The organism is Streptomyces sp. TBY4 (assembly GCF_024213195.1).
Lineage (GTDB): Bacteria > Actinomycetota > Actinomycetes > Streptomycetales > Streptomycetaceae > Streptomyces.
Genome location: NZ_JANAVF010000001.1, coordinates 372,214 through 390,610 on the forward strand (window position 1 = coordinate 372,214; position 18,397 = coordinate 390,610).

The 18,397-nt window shown below is 72.8% G+C and carries 16 protein-coding genes and 1 pseudogene; 5 read left to right on the forward strand and 12 right to left on the reverse strand.

The annotated features are described in order from the left end of the window. Window positions 1-67: 67 nt before the first annotated feature. The 3 genes and pseudogenes from NLX94_RS01775 to NLX94_RS01785 all read right to left on the reverse strand — a co-directional run. Window positions 68-619: pseudogene (locus NLX94_RS01775) on the reverse strand (lysophospholipid acyltransferase family protein); the annotation flags it as partial. Next, window positions 616-1,509 carry a GNAT family N-acetyltransferase gene (locus NLX94_RS01780; protein ID WP_254380738.1) on the reverse strand — a complete coding sequence of 298 codons (894 nt, stop codon included), beginning with the start codon at window positions 1,507-1,509 and terminating at the stop codon, window positions 616-618. The gene NLX94_RS01780 and the pseudogene NLX94_RS01775, both read right to left, overlap by 4 nt. Window positions 1,510-1,696: 187 nt before the next feature. Then, the gene (locus NLX94_RS01785; protein ID WP_254380739.1) at window positions 1,697-2,956 is read right to left on the reverse strand and encodes an extracellular solute-binding protein; all 1,260 of its coding nucleotides are present in this window, start codon (window positions 2,954-2,956) and stop codon (window positions 1,697-1,699) included. Window positions 2,957-3,122: 166 nt separating this feature from the next. Here NLX94_RS01785 and NLX94_RS01790 point away from each other — a divergent pair, with 166 nt between their 5' ends. Further along, window positions 3,123-3,338 carry a dodecin gene (locus NLX94_RS01790; RefSeq protein WP_254380740.1) on the forward strand — a complete coding sequence of 72 codons (216 nt, stop codon included), beginning with the start codon at window positions 3,123-3,125 and terminating at the stop codon, window positions 3,336-3,338. Between the two features lie 79 nt (window positions 3,339-3,417). On the opposite strand, the gene NLX94_RS01795 is transcribed toward NLX94_RS01790, so the two are convergent. Continuing rightward, window positions 3,418-3,912 (reverse strand): hypothetical protein, encoded by a 495-nt coding sequence (locus tag NLX94_RS01795; RefSeq protein ID WP_254380741.1) that lies wholly within the window; start codon window positions 3,910-3,912, stop codon window positions 3,418-3,420. 88 nt (window positions 3,913-4,000) lie between these two features. Between NLX94_RS01795 and NLX94_RS01800 the strand changes: the two genes are divergently transcribed. Further along, entirely contained in the window at window positions 4,001-5,056 is a 1,056-nt protein-coding gene (locus NLX94_RS01800) for an LLM class flavin-dependent oxidoreductase (RefSeq protein ID WP_254380742.1), read from the forward strand. Between the two features lie 10 nt (window positions 5,057-5,066). After that, on the forward strand, window positions 5,067-7,484 hold the full coding sequence (locus NLX94_RS01805) for an excinuclease ABC subunit UvrA (protein WP_254380743.1): 2,418 nt from the start codon (window positions 5,067-5,069) through the stop codon (window positions 7,482-7,484). 65 nt (window positions 7,485-7,549) lie between these two features. On the opposite strand, the gene NLX94_RS01810 is transcribed toward NLX94_RS01805, so the two are convergent. The 5 genes from NLX94_RS01810 to NLX94_RS01830 all read right to left on the reverse strand — a co-directional run bounded on the left by NLX94_RS01810 (window position 7,550) and on the right by NLX94_RS01830 (window position 12,190). Next, the gene (locus NLX94_RS01810; RefSeq protein ID WP_254380744.1) at window positions 7,550-7,921 is read right to left on the reverse strand and encodes a cupin domain-containing protein; all 372 of its coding nucleotides are present in this window, start codon (window positions 7,919-7,921) and stop codon (window positions 7,550-7,552) included. Window positions 7,922-8,034: 113 nt separating this feature from the next. Next, the gene (locus tag NLX94_RS01815; protein WP_254380745.1) at window positions 8,035-8,682 is read right to left on the reverse strand and encodes a hypothetical protein; all 648 of its coding nucleotides are present in this window, start codon (window positions 8,680-8,682) and stop codon (window positions 8,035-8,037) included. Between the two features lie 106 nt (window positions 8,683-8,788). Beyond that, a complete protein-coding gene (locus tag NLX94_RS01820) occupies window positions 8,789-9,535 on the reverse strand; it encodes a succinate dehydrogenase/fumarate reductase iron-sulfur subunit (protein ID WP_254380746.1) in 747 nt (248 codons plus the stop codon). Beyond that, window positions 9,532-11,484 carry a fumarate reductase/succinate dehydrogenase flavoprotein subunit gene (locus tag NLX94_RS01825; RefSeq protein WP_254380747.1) on the reverse strand — a complete coding sequence of 651 codons (1,953 nt, stop codon included), beginning with the start codon at window positions 11,482-11,484 and terminating at the stop codon, window positions 9,532-9,534. Before NLX94_RS01825 ends, NLX94_RS01820 begins: the two co-directional genes overlap by 4 nt. A gap of 1 nt (window position 11,485) precedes the next feature. Continuing rightward, window positions 11,486-12,190, reverse strand: coding sequence for a succinate dehydrogenase cytochrome b subunit (locus NLX94_RS01830; protein WP_254380748.1), 705 nt, complete (start codon window positions 12,188-12,190; stop codon window positions 11,486-11,488). A 95-nt stretch (window positions 12,191-12,285) separates the two neighbouring features. Here NLX94_RS01830 and NLX94_RS01835 point away from each other — a divergent pair, with 95 nt between their 5' ends. Continuing rightward, window positions 12,286-13,164: a LysR family transcriptional regulator gene (locus tag NLX94_RS01835; RefSeq protein WP_254380749.1), complete on the forward strand. Its 879-nt coding sequence runs from the start codon at window positions 12,286-12,288 to the stop codon at window positions 13,162-13,164. 198 nt (window positions 13,165-13,362) lie between these two features. Here NLX94_RS01835 and NLX94_RS01840 read toward each other — a convergent pair whose 3' ends face one another. Continuing rightward, window positions 13,363-14,007, reverse strand: a complete 645-nt coding sequence (locus NLX94_RS01840) for a TetR/AcrR family transcriptional regulator (RefSeq protein WP_254380750.1) — start codon at window positions 14,005-14,007, stop codon at window positions 13,363-13,365. A gap of 131 nt (window positions 14,008-14,138) precedes the next feature. Between NLX94_RS01840 and NLX94_RS01845 the strand changes: the two genes are divergently transcribed. Then, window positions 14,139-15,263 carry an FAD-dependent monooxygenase gene (locus NLX94_RS01845; RefSeq protein ID WP_254380751.1) on the forward strand — a complete coding sequence of 375 codons (1,125 nt, stop codon included), beginning with the start codon at window positions 14,139-14,141 and terminating at the stop codon, window positions 15,261-15,263. A 52-nt stretch (window positions 15,264-15,315) separates the two neighbouring features. Here NLX94_RS01845 and NLX94_RS01850 read toward each other — a convergent pair whose 3' ends face one another. Together NLX94_RS01850 and NLX94_RS01855 are read right to left on the reverse strand one after the other, a co-directional pair. Beyond that, a complete protein-coding gene (locus tag NLX94_RS01850; RefSeq protein WP_254380752.1) occupies window positions 15,316-17,505 on the reverse strand; it encodes an EAL domain-containing protein in 2,190 nt (729 codons plus the stop codon). Further along, window positions 17,502-18,332 (reverse strand): SAM-dependent methyltransferase, encoded by an 831-nt coding sequence (locus NLX94_RS01855; protein ID WP_254380753.1) that lies wholly within the window; start codon window positions 18,330-18,332, stop codon window positions 17,502-17,504. The genes NLX94_RS01850 and NLX94_RS01855 overlap by 4 nt, the downstream gene beginning before the upstream one ends. Window positions 18,333-18,397 lie beyond the last annotated feature (65 nt).

The following is an 18,397-nucleotide window of genomic DNA, read 5'->3' on the forward strand; positions in this document are numbered from 1 at the left end:
GCAGGTAGCTGATCCGTACGGGCTGTACGGGCACCCGCGCGTCCAGCGCCGCCTGGAACGCGGCGCGGCGGAAGGGGCCCTGCGCGCGCCCGCACCAGGTGGAGCCCTCGGGGTAGACGGTGACGCGGTCCCCGTCGAGCAGGGCCCGGGTGAGCAGGCCGACGGTGGCGGGCAGGCCGCGGAGCCGGTCGCGTTCGATGAAGAGGGTGCCGGCCTGCCGGGACAGCGGTCCGAGGACCGGCCAGCTGCGGATGTCGCTCTTGGCCAGCATCCGGGAGGGCAGGACGGCGGCGACGAGCGGGATGTCCAGCCAGGAGATGTGGTTGGCGACGATCAGCCGGCCGCCACCGGGGCCGGGGCCCGGTGGCGGGCCTGGGGCCCCGTGCACGGTGATCCGCAGGCCGAAGGCGCCCAGCAGGGCGGCCGCCCAGGCCCGTACCAGCACGTGCCGGGCCCGCTCCGGCAGCAGCCGCAGCGGCGGGGCGCCCAGGATCCCGAGCAGGATCAGGGCGACGGCGACGGCGAGCCGCAGGACCGCGCGCGGCACGCTCGCGGTGCGCCCCTGGTGGCCGGCGCAGTCCGCGGGGGTGCAGGGCGAGGTGGGGAGCCAGGCGCTCATGCGGACGGGGCGAGCGAGAGGAAGTGCTTGAGGTAGCGGGGGTTGGTCCGCCGCAGGGAGAGCAGGACGTACAGGTCGGCGCAGCCGAACTCGGCGTCCAGGGCGGGCTCGCCGCAGACCCAGGCGCCGAGGCGCAGGTAGCCGCGCAGCAGCGGGGGCAGCTCCATCCGGTCGGGGAACTCGATGCCCTCGGGGCTCCAGGGGAGGTGCGGGGTGACCCGGTACTCGACGGGGGCGAGGCTGCGGGTGAGGACGTTCTCCCGGGTGGCGGCGGCCAGCACCCCGCCGTCGGAGAGCGGTATGGAGCAGCAGCCGGCGAGCCAGTTGTGCCCGGAGCGGTCCATGTAGCGGGCGAGGCCGGCCCAGATGAGGGCGATGACGGCGCCGTTGCGGTGGTCGGGGTGGACGCAGGAGCGGCCCACCTCGACCAGGTCGGGGCGGATGGCTGCGAGCGCGGAGAGGTCGAACTCGCCCTCGGAGTAGAGGCGTCCGGCGACGGCGGCGCGCTCGGGGGGCAGCAGCCGGTAGGTGCCGACGACCTGCCCGGTCTCCTCGTCCAGGACGAGGAGGTGGTCGCAGTAGGCGTCGAAGGCGTCGGAGTCCAGGCCCGGCTCGGGGCCGTCGAGGCGGGCGCCGAGCTCCCCGGCGAAGACCTGGTGGCGCAGCCGCTGGGCGGCGCGCACCTCGTCCTCGTTGCGGGCGAGGCGGACGGCGTAGTGGGGTGCGGGGGCGTCCGCCGCCTGCGGGGCGGGCCCCGGGTCGGAGGAGAGGACAGAGGCGGAGGAGAGGACCGGGGCGGGGGCAACGGCGGAGGCGGGGGGAGCGACCGAAGCGGCGGGAGCGACCGAAGCGACGGGAAGGACGGACGGGGACAGGGGGGCGATGGTCATGACGGCTCCTGGTCCGGCACGGGAAGCCAGGCCGGCAGGTGTGTGGCCTGGCTTCTTTACTTCTTCCGTGACCGGCTGGATTCGACATGGCCGCTTCGCGGCCCTCGGATGTGCGGAGGCTGAACTCGGCGGGCGGCCCCTCCGGGGCGCTGTCCCGCCCGCCCCGTCCTCCCCTCGGGCCCCGGGGTCAGCGGTCGGAGCTGAGGACCTTGCTGATGGTGTCGGAGGCCGCCTTCGCGGCCTGCTGGGGGTTCTGGCCGGTGAGGACGGCCGTCATGAAGGGCTTGATGGGGTTCTGGGCCTCGACCTCGGCCCAGCGGGGGGACTGCGGGGTGGCGCGGCCCTGGGCGGCGCCGGGGGCCATCGCCGTGGCACCCTCGTTGCCCTCGACGATGTGCGCGAGGGTGGTCTTGTTGGGTACGTAGCTCATCTCGCGGGCGAGCTCGGTCTGCCACTTCTCGCTGACCAGGGCCGTGATCACGTCGACGGCCTGTCTGCGCTGCTTCGTCTTCTCGGGGATGATCAGGTCCGAGCCTCCGGTGAAGACCGAGCCCACCTTGTCGGCGGTCTTGCCGGGGATCGGGAAGAAGCCGAGCTTGCCCTTGAGCTCCGGGTTCGCGGCCTCGATGGCGGCGGCCTGGCCGGGCGGGGCGATGATCTGGGCGATCCCGCCGCGGGCGAAGACGTCGGACTGCGGGGGCGTCTCCTCGTCGGCGTCCTTGGGGCCGTCGCCGAGGGCCTGGAGCTGCTTGTAGAACTCCATTCCCGCCAGGGCCTTCTCCTCGTCGAGGGCGCCGAGCCACTGGCCGCTGCTCTCGACGGCGAGTTCGCCGCCCTCGTCCCAGACGAACCCCGCGAGGACGTACCAGTTCTGCCCTGCGAGGTAGATGCCCTGCTGGGTGCCCTTGTCGAGCTTCTGCGTGGCCTGGATCCATTCCTGGCGGGTCTTGATCGGCGCCTTGACCCCGGCGTTCGCGAAGAGGTCCTTGTTGTAGATCACCACGCGGTTGGCGGCGTACCACGGGACGCCGAACTGGGCACCGCGGACCTTTCCGGGCTCGGAGAGACCCTTCAGCCAGTCCTTGCCGTCCCACTCGCGCAGGGCCTCCAGGGTGAGTTCGGAGACTCCGCCGCCCTCCACGTACTGGGCGACCTGGGTGTTGCCCACCTCGATGACGTCGGCGCTCTCCTCGCTCTTGCCCGCCAGGACGGCGTTGACCTTGTCCCCGATGCCCTTCCACTCCTGGATCTTCACTTCGAGGTCCACGCCCGGGTGTTCCTTCTCGAAGGTGGTCGTGAACTTGCCTATGAACTCCTCGGAGGCGCTGCCCTTCATCAGCCAGAGCGTCACCTTCTGCGCACCTCCGCCCGACCCGGTGAGACTGCAGCCGGTGAGGGCAGTCGCGGCCGCGAGCGCGGTGGACACGGCGAGGAAGCGCATCTTCACGAGGGGTCACCTTCTGGGGATAGGTCTCAGATGGCTTGAAATTGGCATAGACCAATGGGTGGGTCAAGGGGGTATCGCTATGGATTGTTCACGCAAAGTTCGCGGATCCGGACTTACTGGGGCACCGTAGAACAAGGCAACAGCCGCCCAGTGTCGGGAGACCCCCATGTCCAATCACACGTACCGGGTGACCGAGATCGTGGGCACGTCCCACGAAGGCATCGACCAAGCCATCCGCAACGGCATCGCCCGCGCGGGCGAAACGCTGCACAACCTGGACTGGCTGGAAGTCGTGCAGATCAGGGGCCACATCGAGAACGGCGAGATCGCGCACTACCAGGTGGGGATCAAGGTCGGCTTCCGCCTCGACGCCGAGGCCTGAGCACGTCGCCCCACCGCCCCGCCCTGCCCCTCCCCGGGTCGCTACGGGACTCCCGGGCCCCCTCGGGAGTCCGCGGGGCTCAGGTGCGCCCCTCGCCCTCCTGTGCGTCCTTGAGCTCCGGAGCGTCCGCCGCCCAGTCCGCCAGGACCACCCGGAAGCCCGCCGCGCGCGCCGCCCGGCAGACCAGTTCGTCGTCGTCCACCAGCATCCGCACCTCGCGGCCCCGCGCGATCCGCTGGAGGACCTCCAGCTTGGTCGTCCGGGCGGGCCGCCGGTCCTGGTTGCCGCGCATCCACAGCCGCCCCTCGGGCAGCCCGTGCCGGCCGAGCCACTCCTCCGTGTCCGCGCGGCACCGCTCCGGGCGGCCGGTGAGGTACGTGACCTCGCAGTCGGCCGCGCTCTCCACCGCGAGCGCGATCCCGCGGGCGAGGGGCGGATCGGCCGGGGCCGCGCCGAAGAAGCCGCTCCAGTCGCGCGGCCGGCGCTCCAGGAAGTGCTGGCGGTGTGCGGTGTCGGCCAGGGTGTTGTCGATGTCGAAGACGGCCAGGGGCCTGCGGTTCTGAGTCTCGGTCACCCCGCCAGCCTAAGCAGCGACGGCCCGCGGACGGCCGCCGCCCACGGGGCCCGGGGAATCCTGACGGCCGCCCGGCGTTGATCAGTGTGTGATCCGCACACTTTCGATACTCGACCGGTCCCGCACCCGCGAGGGACACCCCGCCGCCCAGGCCCTGCGCGACACCGTGGAGCTCGCGCGCGCGGCCGAGCGGCTCGGGTACAGCAGGTTCTGGGTCTCCGAGCACCACAGCGTGCCCGGGGTCGCCGGGTCCGCGCCCACCGTGCTCGCCGCCGCCGTGGCCGGGGCGACCGCGCGGATCCGCGTCGGGACCGGCGGCGTGATGCTGCCCAACCACCAGCCGCTGGTCGTCGCGGAGCAGTTCGGGGTCCTGGAGGCGCTGTTCCCCGGCCGGATCGACATGGGGCTCGGCCGCTCGGTCGGCTTCACCGGCGGGATCCGCCGCGCGCTCGGGCGGGACACCGCCGACGCCGACCGGTTCGAGGAGCAGCTCGCGGAACTGCTGGGCTGGCTCGACGGCTCCCAGCGGGCGCACCCCGAGGTGCACGCCCGCCCGGCGGAGGGGATGCGGATCCCGGCGTACGTGCTGGCCACCGGCGAGGGGGCGGGGATCGCGGCCCGCGCCGGACTGCCCCTGGTCGTCGGGGACCTGCGGACCCGGGCCCGGGTCACGGAGGTCATCACGGCGTACCGCGAGCAGTTCCGGCCCTCCCCCTGGGGTGCACGGCCCCACGTCGTGGTCTCCGGGACGGTCGCGGTGGCCGCCACCGCCGAGGCCGCCCGGCGGATCCTGGTGCCGGAGGCGTGGGCGGTCGCGCACTCCCGCACCCGGGGCAGTTTCCCCCCGCTCCTCCCGGCCGAGGAGGTCGAGGCGCTCCCCATGAGCCCCAAGGAGCGGGAGCTGTACGAGGGCGCCCTCGCCGGACACATCCACGGCACGGAGGAGCAGGTCGCGGCCGAGCTGACCGAGGTCGCGGAGCTGACCGGGGCGGACGAGCTGCTGGTCACCACGTCGACGTACGACCGGACGGCGCTGCTGGACTCCTTCGGCCGACTCGCCCGGCTCACGGGCCTCACGGGCCCCACAGGCCTCGCAGAGCCCACGGAACGCACGGGCGGGCAGCCCGCCGACCCCGGCCACTAAACTAGGACGAATGCACCAGCCCGCCACGCCGTCCACCCAGCAGACCCAGCAGACCCACGATCCCTACGTCCGCGTCCGCGGCGCCCGGGAGCACAATCTGCGCGGGGTGGACGTGGACGTTCCGCGGGACGCGCTGACCGTGTTCACCGGGGTCTCCGGCTCCGGCAAGAGCTCGCTGGCGTTCGGCACGCTCTTCGCCGAGGCCCAGCGCCGGTACTTCGAGTCCGTGGCCCCGTACGCCCGGCGCCTGATCCACCAGATCGGCGCGCCGAAGGTCGACTCCGTCACCGGGCTCCCGCCGGCCGTCTCGCTGGAGCAGCGACGCTCCTCCCCCGGGTCCCGGTCCTCGGTCGGGACGGTGACCATGCTGTCCAACTCGCTGCGGATGCTGTACTCGCGGGCCGGCTGCTATCCGCCGGGCGCCGAGCGCCTCGACTCCGACGCCTTCTCCCCCAACACCGCCGCCGGGGCCTGCCCTTCCTGCCACGGACTCGGCCGCGTGCACACCACCAGCGAAGAACTGCTGGTGCCGGACCGCGACCTGTCGATCCGTCAAGGCGCCATCGCCGCCTGGCCGGGCGCCTGGCAGGGCAAGAACCTGCGCGATATCCTGGAGGCCCTCGGCCACGACGTGGACGCGCCCTGGCGGGAGCTGCCGGCGGCCGACCGCGAGTGGATCCTGTTCACCGGGGAGCAGCCGGTGGTGACGGTGCATCCGGTGCGGGAGGCCGACCGGATCCAACGGCCCTACCAGGGCACGTACATGAGCGCCCACCGGTACGTGATGCGGACCTTCTCCGACAGCAAGAGCCTCACCCTGCGGGCCCGCGCCGAGAAGTTCCTCCACCATGCGCCCTGCCCGGCGTGCGAGGGCAGGCGGCTGCGCCCCGAGGCCCTGGCCGTGACCTTCGCGGGCCGCACGATCGCGGAGCTGGCGGGGCTGGCGCTGACGGAGCTGGACGGTGTACTGGCCACCGCGCGCGGCGGCGGCGAGGCGTCCCGGGTGCTCACGGAGGACCTGCGCTCCCGGATCGGCCCGGTCACCGAGCTGGGGCTGGGCTACCTGAGCCTGGACCGCGGCGCCCCGACCCTGTCCGCGGGCGAGCTGCAACGGCTGCGGCTGGCCACGCAGTTGCGTTCGGGTCTGTTCGGGGTGGTGTACGTGCTGGACGAGCCGTCGGCGGGGCTGCACCCGGCCGACACGGAGGCGCTGCTCGGTGTCCTGGACCGGCTCAAGGAGGCCGGGAACACGCTGTTCGTGGTGGAGCACGATCTGGCCGTGGTGCGGCACGCGGACTGGCTGGTGGACGTGGGCCCGCTGGCCGGGGAGCACGGCGGAAGGGTGCTGCACAGCGGCCCCCCGGAGGCACTGGCGACGGTGGCGGAATCGGCGACGGCCCGGTACCTCTTCGGGGACCGCCGGCCGGAGGAGCCGCGCACGGCGGACCCGCGGAAGGCGACCGGGTCCATCCGGCTCAGCGGTGTCGACCGGCACAACCTGCGGGACGTGGCGGCGGAGTTCCCGCTCGGGGTGTTCACGGCGGTGACCGGGGTGTCCGGGTCCGGGAAGTCCACGCTGGTGGGACAGGCGCTCGCCCGTGAGGTCCACGAGCGGCTGGCGGAGCCGGAGTTCCCGGTGCGGCGGCTGGTGGAGGTGGACCAGAAGCCGATCGGCCGGACCCCGCGCTCCAACCTGGCCACGTACACGGGGCTGTTCGACGTGGTCCGCCGGCTCTTCACGGCGGCGCCGGAGGCGAAGTCGCGGGGCTGGAAGGCGGGCCGCTTCTCCTTCAACGTGCCGGGCGGCCGGTGCGAGGCCTGCCAGGGCGAGGGCTTCGTCTCGGTGGAGCTGCTGTTCCTGCCGAGCACGTACGCCCCCTGCCCGGAGTGCGCGGGGGCCCGGTACAACTCCGAGACCCTGGAGGTCCGTCACTCGGGGCTGAACATCGCCGAGGTGCTCGCGCTGACGGTGGAGTCGGCGGCCTCCTTCTTCGCCGGGGTCCCGGCGGCGGCCCGCAGCCTCGGCGCGCTGTCCGACATCGGCCTGGGGTACCTGCGGCTGGGGCAGCCCGCCACGGAGCTGTCGGGGGGCGAGGCGCAGCGCATCAAGCTGGCGACGGAGCTCCAGCGGGTGCGCGGCGATCACACCCTGTACCTGCTGGACGAGCCGACCACCGGGCTCCATCCGGCCGATGTCACGGTGCTGCTGCGGCAGTTGCACGGCCTGGTGGACGCCGGGCATTCGGTGGTGGTCGTGGAGCACGACATGGCGGTGGTGGCGGGCGCCGACTGGGTCATCGACCTGGGGCCGGGCGGCGGTGCGGAGGGCGGCCGGGTGGTGGCCGCGGGCACACCGGCCGAGGTGGCCCGCGCCACGGGCAGCCGTACGGCGCCCTACCTGGCGCGGGCCCTGGCGGCGGGACGGTAGCCGGCGCGCCCGGTCACGCGGCCGGGTTCACGCGTACGGTCACGCGGCCGGGTTCACGCGTACGGTCACGCGGCCGGGGGCTTCGCGAAGTCCCCGTAGCCCTGCCAGTCGAGGACGACGCACGGCTCTTCGCCGAGCACCCAGGCGTCGTGGCCCGGGTCGACCTGGATGAAGTCCCCGGGCTGCGCCTCGATGCTCTCACCGTCGTCCATGACGATCTTGAGCCGGCCGCTGACGATGTAGCCCACGTGGGCGGCTTCGCAGCTGTCGGTCTGCGCGATGGGCTTGATGTGCTGCGACCACTGCCACCCGGGCTCGAACACGGCCCGGCCGACCGGCCCGCCGTCGGTGTTGAGCAGGTCGAGCCTGCCCTTGCCGTCCTCGAACCGGCGTGTCTCGTCAGCGGAATCGAAGCCCCTTCGGACGATTCCCGTCATGATCGTCGACCTCCCGGCACACGACTGCCCCGAGTCCACTTCTCAGCGTACGCCCGTACCGCGCGGTCCTCGCGGCGTCCCGGCGCGAGGACCGCGCCGGTGCTGTGCCGGTGCTACGCGTCGCCCTGGAGGAGGTGCTGCGACAGCTCGCGGAAGCTCCAGACGCCCCGTCTGCGGGTGAACATCCACACCAGGTCGTAGCGGTCGGGCCAGGCGGCCGGCAGCCCCAGCACGTCCTGTGCTCCGAGGCCCCGGATCAGGCGGGGCATCCCCTGGTGCTCCCAGCAGACCAGGACCGGCATCGGCGCGGCCAGCACCGCCCTGGCCAGAGCGGACTCGGCGCCCACCGCGAACTCCGAGCGGACGGGCGTACCCAGCGCGGTGGCGAGCGCCCCGACGGTCTGGCGGCACCGTGCGGGCGCCCCCTCCTTGCCCCCGGCGGCGAAGACGGCCCCGGGCCGGGGCAGGTAGGCGCTCCGGGCCGGCGGGAAGAGGGCGGGCAGCTCCTGGGCGCGGCGCCAACCGCGCACGGCCAGGAAGCCGGGGTCCTCGTTGCCCTCGTCGTCCTCGCCGGTGTCCCCGGCGGACGGCTTCTCCGCGTGCCGGATGACCATGACCAGCGCGTCCTTGGCGGCCTCGGGTCCGGGCTTCGGTGCGGGGGGCCGTTCCTCCCCGGCGCAGCCGGCCGCCGCCAGCGGAGCGAGGGCGGCGGCCAGCACGGTACGGCGGCGCGGGCCGGGTCCGGCGGGGGCGTGAGGCATGCGCCCACTGTCACCCATGCCCGGGAGGGCGGCCGGTCACGGCGCGGCGCAGACCGCTCCGATCATCCGATCGGCGGACCCGGCCGGTCCGCCGGGCCGCCGCGGCTCAGCGGGGGCCCCGGCGGACGGCCCGCAGCCACTCCTTGTTCATGGCGGCGATCGAGGGCAGCGGGATGCCCTTGGGGCAGGCGGTGGCGCACTCGCCGGTCAGGGTGCACCCGCCGAAGCCCTCGGCGTCCATGGTGGCCACCATGTCCAGGACCCGGGTCTCGCGCTCGGGCGAGCCCTGCGGGAGCACGTTCAGGTGGTTGACCTTGGCGGAGGTGAAGAGCATCGCCGAGCCGTTGGGGCAGGCCGCCACGCAGGCCCCGCACCCGATGCACTCGGCGTGCTCGAAGGCGTAGTCGGCGTCCGGCTTGGGCACGGCCGTGGCGTGCGCCTCGGGGGCGGAGCCGGTCGGGGCGGTGATGTAGCCGCCGGCCTGGATGACCCGGTCGAGGGCCCCCCGGTCGACGACGAGGTCCTTGACCACCGGAAAGGCCGAGGCCCGCCAGGGCTCGACGTCGATGGTGTCGCCGTCGTCGAAGGAGCGCATGTGGAGCTGGCAGGTCGTGGTGCGCTCCGGGCCGTGGGCGTCGCCGTTGATGACGAGGCTGCAGGCGCCGCAGATGCCCTCGCGGCAGTCGTGGTCGAAGGCGACCGGGTCCTCTCCGCTCAGGATGAGGTCCTCGTTGAGGGTGTCGAGCATTTCGAGGAAGGACATGCCCTCCGAGATGCCGTCGACCTCGTACGAGGCCATCGCGCCGGGGGCGTCGGCGTTCTTCTGGCGCCAGACGCGCAGGGTGAGCTTCATGCGTAGCTCCGCTGGGTGGGGTGGACGTACTCGAAGACGAGGTCTTCCTTGTGCAGGACGGGCGCGGCGCCGGTTCCGGTGTACTGCCAGGCGGCCGCGTACCCGAACTCCTCGTCGCGGCGGGCGGCTTCGCCGTCCGGGGTCTGGGACTCCTCGCGGAAGTGGCCGCCGCAGGACTCGGCGCGGTGGAGGGCGTCGAGGCACATCAGCTCGGCGAGCTCCAGGTAGTCGACGATGCGGTTGGCCTTCTCCAGCGACTGGTTGAACTCCTCGCCGCTGCCCGGCACCTTGATCCGCCGCCAGAACTCCTCGCGGATCTCGGGGATCCGGGCGAGGGCCTTGCGCAGCCCCTCTTCGGTCCGGGCCATCCCGCAGTACTCCCACATCAGTTCGCCGATCTCCCGGTGGAAGGAGTCCGGGGTGCGGTCCCCGTCGACGGCGAGCAGCTTGGCGAGGCAGTCGCGGGTCTCGCGCACGGCCGCCGCGGCCTCGGGGTGGGTGTCGTCGACGGTGTCCCGGTGCGGATGACGGGCCAGATAGTCGTTGATGGTGGAGGGGAGCACGAAGTAGCCGTCGCCCAGGCCCTGCATGAGGGCGGAGGCGCCGAGGCGGTTGGCGCCGTGGTCGGAGAAGTTGGCCTCGCCGATCGCGAACAGGCCGGGGACGGTGGTCTGGAGGTCGTAGTCGACCCACAGGCCGCCCATCGTGTAGTGCACGGCGGGATAGATCCGCATGGGGACCTCGTACGGGTTCTCCGCGGTGATCCGCTCGTACATCTCGAAGAGGTTGCCGTACTTCTCGGCGACCTTCTCCTTGCCCATGCGGCGGATGGCGTCGGCGAAGTCGAGGTAGACGCCCTGGCCGCCGGGGCCGACTCCGCGGCCCTCGTCGCAGACGTTCTTGGCGGCGCGGGAGGCGATGTCGCGGGGCACGAGGTTGCCGAAGGAGGGGTAGATCCGCTCCAGGTAGTAGTCGCGCTCTGCTTCGGGGATCTCGGCGGCGGGGCGGGTGTCGCCCTGCGCCTTGGGGACCCAGATGCGGCCGTCGTTGCGCAGGGACTCGCTCATCAGGGTGAGCTTGGACTGGTGGTCGCCGGTGCGCGGGATGCAGGTGGGGTGGATCTGGGTGAAGCAGGGGTTGGCGAAGTACGCGCCGCGCCGGTGCGCCCGCCAGACGGCGGTCGCGTTGGAGTTCATGGCGTTGGTGGAGAGGTAGAAGACGTTGCCGTAGCCGCCGCTGGCGAGGACGACGGCGTCCGCGTAGTAGGTGTCGATCTTCCCGGTGACCAGGTCCCGGGCGACGATGCCGCGGGCCACTCCGTCGACGGTGATCAGGTCGAGCATCTCGGTGCGGGCGTGCATCTCGACGTTGCCGGCGGCGATCTGCCGCGAGAGCGCCTGATAGGCGCCGAGCAGCAGCTGCTGGCCGGTCTGGCCGCGGGCGTAGAAGGTGCGGGAGACCTGGACGCCGCCGAAGGAGCGGGTGTCGAGGAGACCGCCGTACTCGCGGGCGAAGGGGACGCCCTGGGCCACGCACTGGTCGATGATCTCGACGGAGATCTGGGCGAGGCGGTGGACGTTGGACTCGCGGGCGCGGAAGTCGCCGCCCTTGACGGTGTCGTAGAAGAGCCGGTGTACGGAGTCGCCGTCGTTGCGGTAGTTCTTGGCCGCGTTGATGCCGCCCTGCGCGGCGATGGAGTGGGCGCGGCGCGGGGAGTCGGAGAAGCAGAACTGGACCACGTGGTAGCCCTGTTCGGCGAGGGTGGCGCCGGCGGCGCCGCCGGCCAGGCCGGTACCGACGACGATGACGGTGTGCCCGCGCCGGTTGGCCGGGTTGACCAGCTTGGCCTCGAAGCGGCGGCGGTCCCAGCGTTCGGCGATGGGGCCTTCGGGGGCCTTGGCGTCGGCGATCGGGGCCCCGGTGGTGTAGTCGGCGTAATCGTTGCTCATGTCAGCTCACCACTCCGGTCATGACGGCGACGGGCACGGACACGAAGCCCGCGAAGAGGACGAGGGCGAGGGTGTTGGCCAGGAACTTCAGCGTCCTGTCCCGTCGGGCGTTGCCCGCGCCCAGGGTCTGGGCGGCGCTCCAGAAGCCGTGGCGCACGTGCAGTCCGAGGGCGGCCATCGCCACGAGGTAGATGGTGTTGCCGTACCAGGTGGAGAAGGTGGCGAGGACGTTCTCGTACGGATGCCCGGCCCAGGCCCGCTCGTTCACGGTGAGCGTGGTGAGGTCGAGCAGGTGCCAGACGATGAAGAGGGCGAGGATGATGCCGCCCCAGCGCATGGTGCGGGTGGCGTAGCTCGCGCGGCGGCGCTTGTGGGCGTACTTCACCGGGCGCGCCCTGATGTCGCGGCGGCTGAGCTGGTAGGCGCAGACCCCGTGGGCTACGACGGCCGCGAGCAGCACCACGCGGACGATCCACAGGGCCCACTCATGGTGCAGGAAGGGCGCGCCGAGGGTGCGGAGCCAGTGGGCGTAGCCGTTGAACTCGTCCGCCCCGAAGAAGATCTTGAGGTTGCCGAGCATGTGCACGACGAGGTAGCCGAGCATGATCAGGCCGGAGACGGCCATCACGGACTTCTTGCCGACGGAGGAGTCCCAGAGCGTGCGCGTGGTGGACGGCCGTCGATCCGTCCGCGTTGCCAGAGCCATGACATTGACCGTAAGGACCAAGGTCCCGAAAGGTCCAAGACATGAAAGAGCTGAAGTCAATAGGATCAACCTATGGACAGCGGTATCCTGGGGCGATGCAGTTCCAGCAGCTGGTCTACTTCGTCGCCGTCGCCGAGACCCGGCACTTCACGCGCGCGGCCGAGCGCGAACACGTGGCCCAGCCCTCCTTGTCGCAGCAGATCAAGACGCTCGAACGGGAGCTCGGCGCCGAGCTCTTCAGCCGGGCCCGCGGGAACATCACGCTCACCGACGCCGGCGAGACCCTGCTGCCGCTGGCCCGGCGGATCCTCGCGGACGCGGACACGGCCCGGCTGGAGGTACAGGAACTGGCGCAGCTCAGGCGCGGCCGGATCCGGCTGGGGGCCACCCCGAGCGTGTGCACGGGGCTCCTCCCCGGCGTGCTCCGGGCCTTCCACACCGCCCATCCGGGGATCGAGCTGCTGATCGAGGAGAGCGGTTCGCTGGACCTCGTACGGGAACTCGCGCGCGGCTCCCTGGACCTCGCACTGATCGCCCTGCCCCTGCCCCCCTCCGCCCCGGCGCTGACCACGGTCGAACTCCTCACGGAGGACCTGGTGGTGGTCTCCTCCGCGACCCTCCCGCCCCCGGCGGGCGGCGGAGCGCTCACGGTGTCCGCGCTGCGCGACGAGCCGATGGTGATGTTCCGGCACGGCTACGACCTGCGGGACCTGACGGTGGCCGCCTGCCGGGCGGAGGGCTTCGAGCCGGTGTTCACGGTGGAGGGCGGCGAGATGGACGCCGTACTGGGCTTCGTCCGCGCGGGCCTGGGCATCGCGGTGGTCCCGGCGATGGTCGTGGCCCACGCCGGCTCCGGCCTCCGCTCCACCCCCCTGGCCGGCTCCCCCCTCCGCCGCACGATCGCCCTGGCCCACCGCACGGACGTGGCACCCCCGCGCGCGGCCCGCGAACTGAAGCGCATCCTGCTGGGCTGAGGCCGGGCGGGGCCCCACCCGATCCACTGGGAATCCACATCCGCGCAGCCGTTCTCGCCTCGGCGGAGGTGACCGGCGAATCGGAGCTGGCGGCCACCCTGGCCGCCTGGCGCCTCGACCCCGGCCGGTTCGCCTACCCCTGGGACACCGAAGACCCCAGGTAGCCGGGGAGCCTTCCCGTTCGCCCTCGCCCCGCCGTCATTCCCCGCGTGCGGGCAGGGCGTGGTCCAGGCCGTCGGACAGGAGGGCGAAGGCGCGGTCGGCGTCGGCGGCGGCGGCCGGGTGGGCTTCGTCGGCGCTCTGGCCGGCCTCGATGCGGCGCCAGTTCTCGCGGCCGAGCTCCTGGCGGGCCGCCACCAGGTATCCGGCCGCCAGGCGGGCGGTGAGCGGGTCGACCGCTTCGGCCGTCAGGACGGCGGCGAGGAGCTCCGCCTCGCGGGCGGTGTAGTGGGCCATCCGTGACTCCAGGCTGGCCGTGCCGTAGAGCAGGCGCTGGAAGGCAAGCACGTTCGGGTGGTCGCAGAGGCCGGTGATCGGGTCCCGCTCGGCGAGCGCGGCCAGGAAGTGGGCGCGCACCGCGGCCACCGGGGTCTGGCCCGCGGCCCGGTCGCGCACGATCCGCGCCGCCTCGTCCTGGTGGTCGGCGAAGCGGTCGAGGACCAGGTCCTCCTTGCTGGGGAAGTAGCGGAACAGCGTGGGCTTGGACACCTCGGCGGCCGCGGCGACATCGGCCACCGAGACCGCATCGAAGCCCCGTTCCAGGAAGAGCTCCAGCGCCGTGGCCGCCAGCTGGCGGCGCGTACGGAGCTTCTTGTTCTCGCGCAGACCCGGCGTGTTCTCCATGGAGCGAAGCATAACACGAATGAGTGACCCGGTTAGTTTTGTAACTGGGTTGCTTTTTCTGTCGCGACGCGCTTCCCTTGAGAGGACGAGGACAACGGACAACAGGGACGACCACGACGAGGGGACATCCGATGACCACCGCAACGCCCAGCACACCCAACCCGCCTAACCCGCCCGTCCCGCCCGACCGGCCGGACGTGCTGGTCGTGGGCTCCGGCCCGACCGGTCTCACGCTCGCCTGCGACCTGGCCCGGCAGGGCATCGCGGTGCGGATCGTCGAGGGGCGCTCGGCGCCGCACCGGGAGTCGCGCGGCAAGGGCCTCCAGGCGGGCAGCCTCGAGGTCTTCGAGCGGCTCGGCGTGGCCGGGGCCATGACCGCCCGGGGACGCGGGGGGATCGTGCTGCGCAAGTACTTCGACGGGGCGCACGTCAGGGACACCGCCGTCGACGGGGGCCTGCTGATCGGCCAGTGGCAGGTGGAGGAGGTGCTGCGCGAGCGGCTGGCCGAGCTGGGCGTGCACGTCGAGTACGGGTCCCGGCTCACCGGAATCACCCAGGACTCGTCCGGCGTCCGCGCGGAGCTGGCGGACGGCACCGCGATCCGGGCCGGCTACCTGGCGGGATGCGACGGCGGGCACAGCGCCACCCGCGAACTCCTCGGGATCCCCTTCGAGGGGACCGGCGAGGAGGAACCGGCAATGGTTCTCGGGGACGTCGGGGCACCTGGGCTCAGCCGGGAGTTCTGGCATCAGTGGTTCACCTCGGAGGGCGGCGGGATACTCCTCTGCCCGATGCCGGGGACGGACAGCTTCCAGCTGCAGGCCGCGCCCGAGACGGACGAAGGGGGCGGGGTGCTGCCTCCCTCCCTGGAGAGCTTCCAGCGGCTCTTCGACCGGTACGCGCGGATGCCGGGGATCCGGCTGACCGAGCCGACCTGGCTCTCCTCCTGGCGGGTCAACGTCCGCATGGCCACCCGGATACGCGAGGGCCGGACCTTCCTCGCGGGGGACGCGGCGCACGTGCACCCCATAGCCGGCGGGCTGGGCATGAACACCGGCATCCAGGACGCCGCCGCCCTCGGCCGGGCACTGGCCGCGGTCCTCTCCGGGACGGTCGGGGAGGAGGCGCTCGACGCGTACCAGGCGGAGCGGCTGCCGGTGGCCGCCGAGCTCCTGGCCGACACGGCACGGCGCTACGAGCGGGTGATGGCGGCCGTCGGCGAGCCGGGCCGGGGCACGGAGGCGGGCCTGGAGTGACCCCCGCCGGCCCCGGCGCCACCGACCTCGACGCCGGCGGCCCCGGCGGTGCTCAGAGGGTGGGTACCGCGTCCGACAGGGACAGGGTGTGGATGCGGTCGGCGGCGCCCGGGCGGGCGTAGTACCAGCCCTGGGCCGTATCGCAGCCGAGGGCTCGGAGCTGGGCGGCCTGGGCGCCGGTCTCCACGCCTTCGACGGTGACGGCGAGTTCGAGGCTGTGGGCCAGGGCGACTATGCCCTCCACGATCTTGACGTCGACCGGGTTGGCCGGGTGCTGCTGCATGCCCTTGGTGAAGGAGCGGTCCAGTTTCAGCACGCTGACGGGGAGGCGGCGCAGGTTGGCCAGGTTCGAGTAGCCGGTGCCGAAGTCGTCGAGGGCGATGTCCACGCCCAGGGCGGCGAGCCGGCGCAGCGGTTCGAGGAGTTCGTCGTCGGCGCCGATCAGGGCCGACTCGGTGACCTCCAGGCACAGCGTGCCCGGAGACAGGCCCGAGGACTCCAGGACGCGGATCGTGTCGGCGACCAGGCCGGGGTGGTGCAGCTGGGTCGGGGACAGGTTGACGTTGATCCGCAGGGTGGCGCCGCCCTGCTGGTGCTGCCAGGCACGGGCCTGGCGGACGGACTCCTCCAGGACCCAGCGGCCGAGCGGCACGATCAGTCCGGTGCGTTCGGCGAGCGGGATGAACCGGTCCGGGCCGAGCACCCCGTGCTGCGGGTGCGACCAGCGCACCAGCGCCTCGGCGCCGTGCACGCTGCCGTCGTGCATGTGGACCAGCGGCTGGTACTCGATGAAGAACTCGCCGCGTTCCAGCGCGGCCGGGAGGGCGTTGGTCAGCCCGTGCCGGGTGATGGCGCGCGCGTCGGCGGCGGCGTCGGCGAACTCGAAGCGGTTGCCTCCCGCCGCCTTGGCCCGGTACATGGTGATGTCGGCGCTGCGCAGCACCTCCGCGGGGGTGCGCTCGCGGGCCGGGCCCTCGACGATGCCGATGCTGCCCCGGACCGTCAGCTCCCGCCCCTCCAGCCGGATCGGGACGGAGAGGGCGGAGAGGATCCGGACGGCGAGTTCGGTGGCCTTCTCCTCGGTGTCGGGGCCGGTGGTCAGCGCCACGAACTCGTCGCCGCCGAGCCGGGCGACCACCTCGCCCGGTCCGGTCGCGCAGCTCTGCAGCCGGTCGGCGACCTCCACCAGCAGCCGGTCACCGGCCGAGTGGCCCAGGCTGTCGTTGACCGCCTTGAAGCCGTCGAGGTCGAGGTAGCACAGGCCGAAGCGGGAACCGCCGGCACCGCTCAGGGCCTTCTCCAGGCGCTCGAAGAAGAGCGTCCGGTTGGGCAGGCCGGTCAGGGCGTCGTGGGTGGCCTCGTAGCGCAGGCGCAGGTTCAGCAGCCGGCGTTCGGTGGTGTCCTCCATCAGGGCCAGCTGGTACTGCGGCATGCCCTCGGCGTCGCGCAGCAGCGAGACCGTCAGGTTGGTCCACAGCACGGTCCCGTCGTGCCGGTAGTACGGCTTCTCGACGCGGTAGCTCTCGCGTTCGCCGCGCACGAGCTCCCCGTACATCCGCCAGACGTGCGGGGTGTCGTCGGGGTGGCCCCATTCGCTGACGTTGCGGCCCCGGACGTGCCCGTCCATGCCGCCGAACATCTGCAGCAGCGCGTCGTTGACCTCGAGGACGTTGCCCTCCAGGTCGGCGATGCCGATCCCGATGGCCGCCCCCTCGAAGACCGCCCGGAAGCGGGCCTCGCTGGCGTGCAGCGCCTGCTGGGCGTCGATGCGGGCGGTCAGGGCGGAACGGGCGATGGCCTCCTGCTCCCTGAGCGTGCGCTCGCGCAGGGCGCGGGCGAATCCGGCCGCGATGCCGTGCTGGAGCCGGGCGCAGCGGGACCGGTACTCCTCGGTCCCCTCGACGCTCTCGGCGCCGGGCCCCTCCGGACCGCAGTACAGCACCAGGTAGGACTCGACGACGCCGAGCGTGCCGGCCAGCGCCTCCGGGTCGGTGCAGTGGACCGCGACGAGCTCCTCCCCGACCCGCTGGCCGGTGGAGGCGTCGAAGGGGCGGGCGCGCAGGGCCTCGACGAGGGTGCGGGTGAGCGGTACGAGGTGGCGTTCGAACTCGCCGCGGGTGAGCGAGGTCGCGGTGACCGGGAAGATCGCCCTCCCCCAGATGGTCGCGAACCGTCCGATCCGGTCCTCCAGACCGCCCTGCGGCGCGGCCGGGTCGTCCGCCGTCTGCGTCGGCAGTCTCACGCCTTGCGTCCCACTCCGGCGAAGCCCGAGAAGGCGTAGGGGTCTTCGTCCACAGCCCCGCCCTCCGGGCCTCCGGTCGTGTCGGGCCGCCAGTCGGGCATGGAGACCAGTCCGGGCTCGACCACGTCGAAGCCGTCGAAGAAGCGCCGGATCTCTTCCGCGTCCCGCATGACGAGGGGGTTGCGGATCTCCCGGTAGACGTCGACGGTGCCGCTCGCCGCCTCCTGCGAGAGCGGGATCCCCTCGTACGAGGCGTGCGTGAGGATCAGCAGGCTGCCGGGGGCCAGCGCGTCGCGCAGCTGGGCGACGGCGGCGTAGGGCTCGTCCGCGTCCTCCAGGAAGTGCAGGACGGCGACCAGCATCAGGGCGACCGGGCGGCTCAGGTCGAGCTCGCGGGCGACCTCGGGGGCGGTCAGGATGTCCTGGGGCTTGCGCAGGTCGGCGGCGACGACCCCGGTCCGCTCGGTGCCGGCCAGGACGGCCTGGCTGTGGGCGACGGCCACCGGGTCGTGGTCGACGTAGACCACGCGCGCCTCGGGGCTGGCGGCCTGGGCGATCTCGTGGACGTTGCCGAAGGTGGGGATGCCGGAGCCGATGTCGAGGAACTGCGTCACACCCTCGTCGACGGCGTGCCGGACGGCACGGCGCATGAAAGCCCGGTTGGCCTGCATGATCTTGGGCAGGCCCGGCATGAATTCCATGGCCCGGCGGGCCGCCTGCCGGTCGACCTCGAAATTGTGGGAGCCGCCCAGGTAGTAATCGTAGATACGGGACACGCTCGGCACCGATATGTCGATGCCTGGCGGGGCCCAGGAGGGGCGCTCCATCGGGGTCTCCAAGCCTTGGTCCTGCAGTGGTCCGGACGCGTCGGACTGCTGTCCGAGCCGAATGT

Coding starts and splice junctions, on each gene's coding strand:
- NLX94_RS01820 (WP_254380746.1), bottom strand. CDS start 9,535: ATGAAGCTCACCCTGCGCGTCTGGCGCCAGAAGAACGCCGACGCCCCC.
- NLX94_RS01780 (WP_254380738.1), bottom strand. CDS start 1,509: ATGACCATCGCCCCCCTGTCCCCGTCCGTCCTTCCCGTCGCTTCGGTC.
- NLX94_RS01825 (WP_254380747.1), bottom strand. CDS start 11,484: ATGAGCAACGATTACGCCGACTACACCACCGGGGCCCCGATCGCCGAC.
- NLX94_RS01815 (WP_254380745.1), bottom strand. CDS start 8,682: ATGCCTCACGCCCCCGCCGGACCCGGCCCGCGCCGCCGTACCGTGCTG.
- NLX94_RS01805 (WP_254380743.1), top strand. CDS start 5,067: ATGCACCAGCCCGCCACGCCGTCCACCCAGCAGACCCAGCAGACCCAC.
- NLX94_RS01855 (WP_254380753.1), bottom strand. CDS start 18,332: ATGGAGCGCCCCTCCTGGGCCCCGCCAGGCATCGACATATCGGTGCCG.
- NLX94_RS01790 (WP_254380740.1), top strand. CDS start 3,123: ATGTCCAATCACACGTACCGGGTGACCGAGATCGTGGGCACGTCCCAC.
- NLX94_RS01845 (WP_254380751.1), top strand. CDS start 14,139: ATGACCACCGCAACGCCCAGCACACCCAACCCGCCTAACCCGCCCGTC.
- NLX94_RS01830 (WP_254380748.1), bottom strand. CDS start 12,190: ATGGCTCTGGCAACGCGGACGGATCGACGGCCGTCCACCACGCGCACG.
- NLX94_RS01840 (WP_254380750.1), bottom strand. CDS start 14,007: ATGGAGAACACGCCGGGTCTGCGCGAGAACAAGAAGCTCCGTACGCGC.
- NLX94_RS01835 (WP_254380749.1), top strand. CDS start 12,286: ATGCAGTTCCAGCAGCTGGTCTACTTCGTCGCCGTCGCCGAGACCCGG.
- NLX94_RS01810 (WP_254380744.1), bottom strand. CDS start 7,921: ATGACGGGAATCGTCCGAAGGGGCTTCGATTCCGCTGACGAGACACGC.